Source organism: Candidatus Dependentiae bacterium (assembly GCA_026389065.1).
Taxonomy (GTDB): domain Bacteria; phylum Babelota; class Babeliae; order Babelales; family Chromulinivoraceae; genus JACPFN01.
In genome coordinates this window covers 1-6,490 of the sequence record JAPLIP010000061.1, presented here as the reverse complement: position 1 = coordinate 6,490, position 6,490 = coordinate 1, and the positions used below count along the sequence as shown (strand labels likewise).

Annotated in this window: 9 protein-coding genes; 7 read left to right on the top strand and 2 right to left on the bottom strand. The window is 36.4% G+C overall.

Annotated elements, in window-relative coordinates; translation table 11 throughout:
* Both NTU89_04400 and NTU89_04395 read right to left on the bottom strand, forming a co-directional pair.
* The coding region (locus tag NTU89_04400; GenBank protein ID MCX5923769.1) for a hypothetical protein at window positions 1-365 on the bottom strand (365 nt) is incomplete at its 3' end.
* A gap of 77 nt (window positions 366-442) precedes the next feature.
* Window positions 443-1,201 carry a hypothetical protein gene (locus NTU89_04395; GenBank protein MCX5923768.1) on the bottom strand — a complete coding sequence of 253 codons (759 nt, stop codon included), beginning with the start codon at window positions 1,199-1,201 and terminating at the stop codon, window positions 443-445.
* Window positions 1,202-1,296: 95 nt separating this feature from the next.
* On the opposite strand from NTU89_04395, the gene NTU89_04390 reads away from it, so the two are divergent.
* From NTU89_04390 to NTU89_04360, 7 genes are all read left to right on the top strand, one after another.
* Entirely contained in the window at window positions 1,297-1,890 is a 594-nt protein-coding gene (locus NTU89_04390; protein MCX5923767.1) for a hypothetical protein, read from the top strand.
* A gap of 125 nt (window positions 1,891-2,015) precedes the next feature.
* Window positions 2,016-2,339 (top strand): preprotein translocase subunit SecG, encoded by a 324-nt coding sequence (gene secG / locus NTU89_04385; GenBank protein MCX5923766.1) that lies wholly within the window; start codon window positions 2,016-2,018, stop codon window positions 2,337-2,339.
* A gap of 127 nt (window positions 2,340-2,466) precedes the next feature.
* Window positions 2,467-3,249: an ABC transporter permease gene (locus tag NTU89_04380; protein MCX5923765.1), complete on the top strand. Its 783-nt coding sequence runs from the start codon at window positions 2,467-2,469 to the stop codon at window positions 3,247-3,249.
* 1 nt (window position 3,250) lies between these two features.
* Entirely contained in the window at window positions 3,251-4,030 is a 780-nt protein-coding gene (locus NTU89_04375; protein MCX5923764.1) for an ATP-binding cassette domain-containing protein, read from the top strand.
* A 31-nt stretch (window positions 4,031-4,061) separates the two neighbouring features.
* Complete coding sequence (locus NTU89_04370) at window positions 4,062-5,048, top strand: MoxR family ATPase (GenBank protein ID MCX5923763.1); 987 nt, start codon at window positions 4,062-4,064, stop codon at window positions 5,046-5,048.
* A 68-nt stretch (window positions 5,049-5,116) separates the two neighbouring features.
* The gene (locus NTU89_04365; protein ID MCX5923762.1) at window positions 5,117-6,301 is read left to right on the top strand and encodes a hypothetical protein; all 1,185 of its coding nucleotides are present in this window, start codon (window positions 5,117-5,119) and stop codon (window positions 6,299-6,301) included.
* A 3-nt stretch (window positions 6,302-6,304) separates the two neighbouring features.
* Window positions 6,305-6,490: hypothetical protein (locus NTU89_04360; GenBank protein MCX5923761.1), on the top strand; the 186-nt coding region annotated here is incomplete at its 3' end.

The window sequence follows — 6,490 nt, the reverse complement described above, 5'->3', positions numbered from 1 at the left end:
TATTGTTTCTTGGAGTCTAAGAAAGAATAAACAAGAGAGTAGGCGCTAATAGATATCTTTGTTCCTCCTGTATGTAGGACTTGTAGTTTAAAAGGCGCTCTAAAGCTTACTGACTTTGGCGTGGTCGGTTTTGCGGGTGCTACCGCAACAGGTGCTTTGGCAGCAACTGGCATTGCAGCCGGCATAGGCATTGGAGTTGCTGCTTTTGCGGCAACCGGCATTGGAGCAGGCGCCTTTGCGGCAATAGGAGTCGCTACTTTTGCAGCCGGCATTGGCATTGGCATTGGAGGCGGTGGTGGTGGTGGAGTTAATGAAATATGGGAATTTGTTAAAATTAATGTAAACAGCGAAATTAATATTTTCATAAAACTTCCTTTTTTATAAGATTTAGATGTTTAAAATTTAATCTATACATGATCATGGCAGTAAGTGAAGAGTTTTTTTATAGAACTGTTTCTAGGTGATTTTTTAAAAGAGAGCAAATGGTTGTCAATGTATCTTGGTACTCTTTTTCTGGATTGGTATAAAATTTTAACAGTGCGTTGTGAAGTCTTTTGTCATCTTTTGAGAGTATGAGCATTTGGCTCATAGAAACTTTATCTTTAAATAAAAAATAAACTTTTTCTCCGAGCTCTGTGGTGTTTATATCAAAGCACAAGCCGTTTATTGAAAGCAGGCTGTTATTTAGCAATTCAATGGTTAGTTGTTCAAGCTCTTCAAATGAGTATCCAGTTTGTAGGGCGATAGTTGTTAAAAATTCTTCTTCTTTAAAATTTATATTTTTAAATTCGTCTTTTTTGCTCATGGTATTTTTTAAAATCATTGCACAAAGCATATAGTGACTCATTTTTTGAGAGAATATAAAAAAATCGAGCGTTTGGTTAATAGTTTGATATTTGTAAAAAGTATCAATTATATAATTGCTTAAAAAACATGATGCGGCAATAAAGGGTATTGGAGAATTTTTTGCGCTTTCGATAATTGAGTTTTTATTAAATAAAAGCGTTGCGCAAACAATTGCCGGGATTGCAATGAGCCTGCTTTTTGATAATTTTTGTCGTTGTTTTAGATCAGAAATGATATGGCTATAGCTATAAACGATAGGGGCTTGCATATCTTTTTCGTCGCCAGGTGCTTGTGGCAAAACAGTATAAAAAGTAAGCAGAAAAAAAAGATATGAGGCTTTATTTTTGAAGAACATATAAAAATCCTTTTACAATATAGTTGCTAAAAGTTTACATTGGCTTGTGTAATAATTTTGTGTGTAAACATATTTAAGAACAAGATGGTATAAATATGATAATTTTGACAAGAAAATTTATAAAACATTCAATTATTCTTTTTCTGCTTGGCTTACAATCTCATGTTTGTTTGACGCGGGAAGATAGAAAGTTAGCAACATCAGAAGAGGTATTAGGCTTTGGCTGTAAATTATTAAGATCCAGGGTTCAAGATATTGTTTATAGAATTGAATCGAGAAAATCAGAAAAAGAAGATGAGAAACTACTAGAAGAACTTAGCGGCGCTATCGCAGATTTTTATAAAAAAATAGTTGAAATAAGCGCTTTGTATTTGAGTGGGTACTCTGACACGCTCTATAAAAAGCTGTTATTTGAAGTTACTCGTGATTTGCTTGTGATTGGAAAGCTTTTGTTAATTTATATTCCAAAGATGATAAAGGATTCCAAGGTTCCATGGAAAGTTAAAATGAAAAAATGCGTCTATGCTACAGGAGTTATGGCAGTCACTGCGCTGTGGATTAAAGAAATGTATAAATATAAAACAAAAGATAATATTCCTTTAAGGCCTAGCCCGTTTGGGAAGAGAAGTGGCGGTTCCGTTGATGATGTAAATTCTTTCTTTGGTGGCAGCGGCGGTGATGGCGATTGATTTCAATAGGTCTAGCAATGAATAGATTGATTTGCGACTCTTTTCATTGTCAGTCAAGCTTGTCTTACATAATATCCCTGGTATAATTTTTATAATTATTTTTTAACTAAGTTGGAGATTTTTAAATGTTTCTTTTATCGCTTTTGACAGTTTTATATGGTGTTTTGTGTTTCTTGGTTATTATCACAGTTCTTTATCAGCGCGGAAAAGGTAACATGGGTCTTGGAAACGCTGGTGGCGGAAACCAAGCATTGTTTGGTAGCTCAGGCGGACAAGATACATTTCAAAAAGTAACTTGGGTTTTTTGCCTTCTTTTGCTTAGTGGTTCATTTGCATTGTCTATGATCACAGCAAAAAAAAGCTCTTCAAGCTATAGCTCGTATAGCAGATCAAAACCGCAACAATCTTTGCCAGAAAATCAAGCTCCGTTCACAGACGACAGCATTTAATATTTTTTCAAACCAGTAAATGGACTTTGGTTTAATTGCTGGATCCTGTGTTTCCAGGTTTCGCCGGACACGGCAAGCCACAGGAAATAAGTAAAAACTTGACGGTGAAAATGAAAAAAGGGAGAGCATGATAGCAGATTTTGTAAATATGGTTGGAGAAAAAACCATTAAAGTTTGTAACAGCTTTGGCTTGTACGGTGAGTTTGTGGGGAAAACTGCACTTGTTATGTGCACAAAGCGAATTAAGCTTGAAAAACTTTTCGTTCAAATGTCTAGCATTGGCGTAGACTCTTTTTTAATTAGCGTTCTTACTGGTGCCTTTGCTGGTATGGTTATGACCCTTCAAACATATTCTGCTTTTACAAAATTTGGCTCAGAAAATATGATAGGGCCTGTGGTTGCGCTATCATTAACTCGTGAGCTTGGGCCTGTTCTTACAGGCTTAATGGTTGCGGGTCGTTGTGGGTCTGGAATTGCAGCAGAAATTGGCACCATGCGAATTACCGAGCAAATTGATGCTCTCGAAACTCTATGTATTAATGTTTTTCAGTATCTTATGGTCCCGCGTGTATTGGCGGGAATTATTATTTTGCCGTTTGTAACCGTGTTTTCTATGTTTTTTGGTATTTTAGGTGGCTACATAGTTGCCGTTTATTATTATCATTTAAATCCAATTGATTTTATCGATGGTGTTAAAAAGTTTCTTGAACTTTCAGACATCAGGGGTGGGCTTATTAAATCAAGCGTCTTTGGATTTATTTTGACTTCAGTAGGTTCCTATTTTGGGTATTATACTTATGGTGGCGCAAAAGGTGTTGGGATTTCAACTACTCAATGTGTGGTTGTATCATCGATCTTGATATTGATATCAAATTATTTTTTGGCCATGATGATATTTGAAACAAATTAATATGGATAAAATTAAAATAGTTGGCTTAAAAAAGCGCTTTGATGAAAATAGTCGTTGGATTTCTGATGGATTAGATTTAGAGATTCCAACAGGAAAAACTACTTGTATCATTGGGCAGTCTGGTGAGGGAAAATCTGTTTTACTCAAGCAAATTATTGGCTTGATTGAGCCAGATGACGGATCTATATTTGTTGATGATATCGACATTGTAAAGCTTACCGGAAAAGCAAGAGAAGAGAATTTTAAAAAGTTTGGATATGTATTTCAGTTCGCAGCACTTTTAGATTCTTTAACCGTTTTTGAAAATGTTGGCATCGTTGATTTAGAAAATGGTGTAAATCCAACAGACGTTCGTAAGCGAGTGGCAGAAAAGCTTTCCTTGGTAAATTTAAAAGAAGATACGATTGATAAATATCCATCGGAGCTTTCAGGTGGTATGAAAAAGCGAGTTGGTCTTGCAAGAACATTAATGGGAAATCCTGAAATTATTTTGTACGATGAGCCAACAACAGGTCTTGACCCAATTACTTCTGGCGTGGTACATGAATTGATAGCTGGTATGCAAAAAAGACTTACCGTAACATCTGTTGTAATTTCTCACGATGTTGAAATTTTTAAGTATGTAGACAACATAGCTCTTTTGTATCATGGAAAAATTGTAAGCGTTGTTGACGCGGCTACCGTTTGGGAATCAACTGATCCATATATTTATCAGTTTATTCGAGGCTTGACCGAAGGACCAATTCATCAAGAAATTCCTGACGATAAAAATAAAATGTAATTGTTAAAATGTAACTGGTTGGAGATTTTTTATGGAGCATCATAATTCATTAAAATTAGCAGAAAGCATTGGGCAAGTTCATCCAAAGTTTGAATCATTAAAGCGTGAAATTGCAAAAGTTATTGTTGGCCAAGAGTCAATTGTCATGATGAGTAGCATTGGTCTTTTGACAAACGGTCATATTTTGCTCGAGGGTGTTCCTGGTGTTGCAAAAACTACGTTGATTAAAACTATTGCGCAAGCCTTAGGAATAACTTTTAGCAGAATACAATTTACGCCAGATTTGTTGCCTGCAGACATTGTGGGTACGTTAATTTATAATCCAAAAACAATGACCTTTGATACAAAAAAGGGTCCTATTTTTGCAAATTTAGTTTTAGCTGATGAAATTAATCGTTCGCCAGCAAAAGTTCAATCAGCTTTGCTTGAAGCAATGCAAGAGCGTCAAATTACCATTGGATCAACAACATACAAGTTGGATGATCCTTTTTTGGTGTTTGCAACACAAAACCCAATAGAAAATGAAGGAACGTATCAGTTGCCTGAAGCTCAGGTAGATCGTTTTATGTTTAAGCTTTCTGTCTTTTATCCAAGTATGGATCAGGAGCGAGAAATTTTACGTCGTAATAATATTTCTGCTGCTGTATACCCTGTTTTAACGCAACATGATTTAATTCAGGCTCGTCAAATAGTTTCAGAGGTTTACCTAGATGATCGATTGATTCAATATATTTTAGATATTGTTTTTGCAACTCGTACTCCATCTAAGTTTGGACTTGATCAGCTGACTCCAATGATTGCTTGCGGAGCATCTCCTCGCGCATCGATTGCAATTTCTCAAGCTTGCAGAGCGCTTGCGTTTTTGCAAGGTAGGCATTTTGTAATTCCTGACGATATTAAATATGTAGCAGGTCATGTGCTGCGTCATAGAATTTCTTTGACGTATCAAGCTGCCGCTGAAGACATTAATTCTGACAAAATAGTGAAGGCTATCCTTGATTCTGTGGTCGTACCTTAAAGATTGCTTGACAATTGGGGTAGGCAAAAGTTAATTTGTTGTGAATCTTTCGAAAGGGAACAATATCAATGAGACAACCATTGTGGGCTATTAATAGTTCGTTGCTTTTTTTAGTGCTGCTTGGGCAGGCTGTATTTTTTATGGTAAAAATGCCAATGCCTCGACGTGTTTCTATAGAGCCTGGAGCAATGCAAGCGGTAGAAAAAAATATAACTACGGTTGTTGATATTAAAACGATTTATGATGAAAACGATTTGTTTGGAACTTTCTTGCCAAGAGCGCCAATTTTACCAAAGCAAATTGATATGTCGGTTCCTCAAATGCCTGATGCGCCATCTGCTATCCCATTAACTGTTCCTGTTGAGCCACAAAAAGTATTTGTGCCGCCCTTGCCTGTAGTTTTAAAAGGAGTTATTTATCTGCATGACCAACCGTCGCGAAGCGTGGCAATGGTTCAATTTCAGGATTCCAAAGAAGAAATTAATTACCATGTTGGTCAATTAATAAATGACGCGCAAATTCTTAAAATTCTTCCTGATCATATAGTTGTTGTCAGATCTAATGGTCAACAAGAAACTTTATATCTTCGTGAAAATGATGCATCTAAGGATTTATCATTAGAAACAGCAAAAGAACTTGCAGGTCTTTCAATCGTGCACAAAAATGGCATGTATCATATTCCAGTGGATAAATTTATTGCTCAGGTTAAAGGCCTTGGTCAATTTATAGACCTGTTAGATTTAACAACCGTGTATCAAAAAGGTAAAGGCATTGGTTGCAGGGTTGGCAAGGCTGGTAAAGATTCATTGGGCGCAAAGCTTGGTTTTTCTTATGATGATATTATTTCTCAAGTTGATGGTTTGCCGGTTACTGATATTTCGAGCCGTGTTTTAGCATTTGATAATGTTATTGAGAAAAAAATTGGCGATAAAATTACGGTTCATGTAGACAGGTCTGGCTCTACGGTGCAAATGCACTACATGCTTGCAAAAAGTGCTGATGGGAAAGCTGCAGACTTTGGTGCTAGTGGTGCAAAATCTAAAGACGTGGTAAAATCTTCTGCGTTAGAAAAAGAACGCCAGGGCTATGATCTAGAAGAGCAAAAAAGAAAAATGTTTGAACAAAAAATAAAAATGGCACCAACCGCTCATCAAGTTGAGATGGAAGAGCGCAAAAAAATGTTTGCAGCTCGGCGTGATAGTATGCTGGCAAAACATCAAAATACTCAACATCAAATTGAGGCGAGGGCATAACACATGAAATATCAGGCACGATTAAATTTCTTATTAGGATTTGCGACTTTAACAGTTTCTGTTTTTGCGCAAGGCTCTTTTGCTATGCCAACAGATAAAACTGTTTTAGATGCTCCACAAAAGCCGCTTCGTAACAATATTTTTGCAAGTGTTAAAAATAATGCACCAGCATCAACGCCTCTTGATGGC

What these genes read in the sequence shown, in the direction of transcription:
- NTU89_04395 (MCX5923768.1), bottom strand. Translation starts at nt 1,201, where the DNA reads ATGTTCTTCAAAAATAAAGCCTCATATCTTTTTTTTCTGCTTACTTTT.
- NTU89_04390 (MCX5923767.1), top strand. Translation starts at nt 1,297, where the DNA reads ATGATAATTTTGACAAGAAAATTTATAAAACATTCAATTATTCTTTTT.
- secG (MCX5923766.1), top strand. Translation starts at nt 2,016, where the DNA reads ATGTTTCTTTTATCGCTTTTGACAGTTTTATATGGTGTTTTGTGTTTC.
- NTU89_04380 (MCX5923765.1), top strand. Translation starts at nt 2,467, where the DNA reads ATGATAGCAGATTTTGTAAATATGGTTGGAGAAAAAACCATTAAAGTT.
- NTU89_04375 (MCX5923764.1), top strand. Translation starts at nt 3,251, where the DNA reads ATGGATAAAATTAAAATAGTTGGCTTAAAAAAGCGCTTTGATGAAAAT.
- NTU89_04370 (MCX5923763.1), top strand. Translation starts at nt 4,062, where the DNA reads ATGGAGCATCATAATTCATTAAAATTAGCAGAAAGCATTGGGCAAGTT.
- NTU89_04365 (MCX5923762.1), top strand. Translation starts at nt 5,117, where the DNA reads ATGAGACAACCATTGTGGGCTATTAATAGTTCGTTGCTTTTTTTAGTG.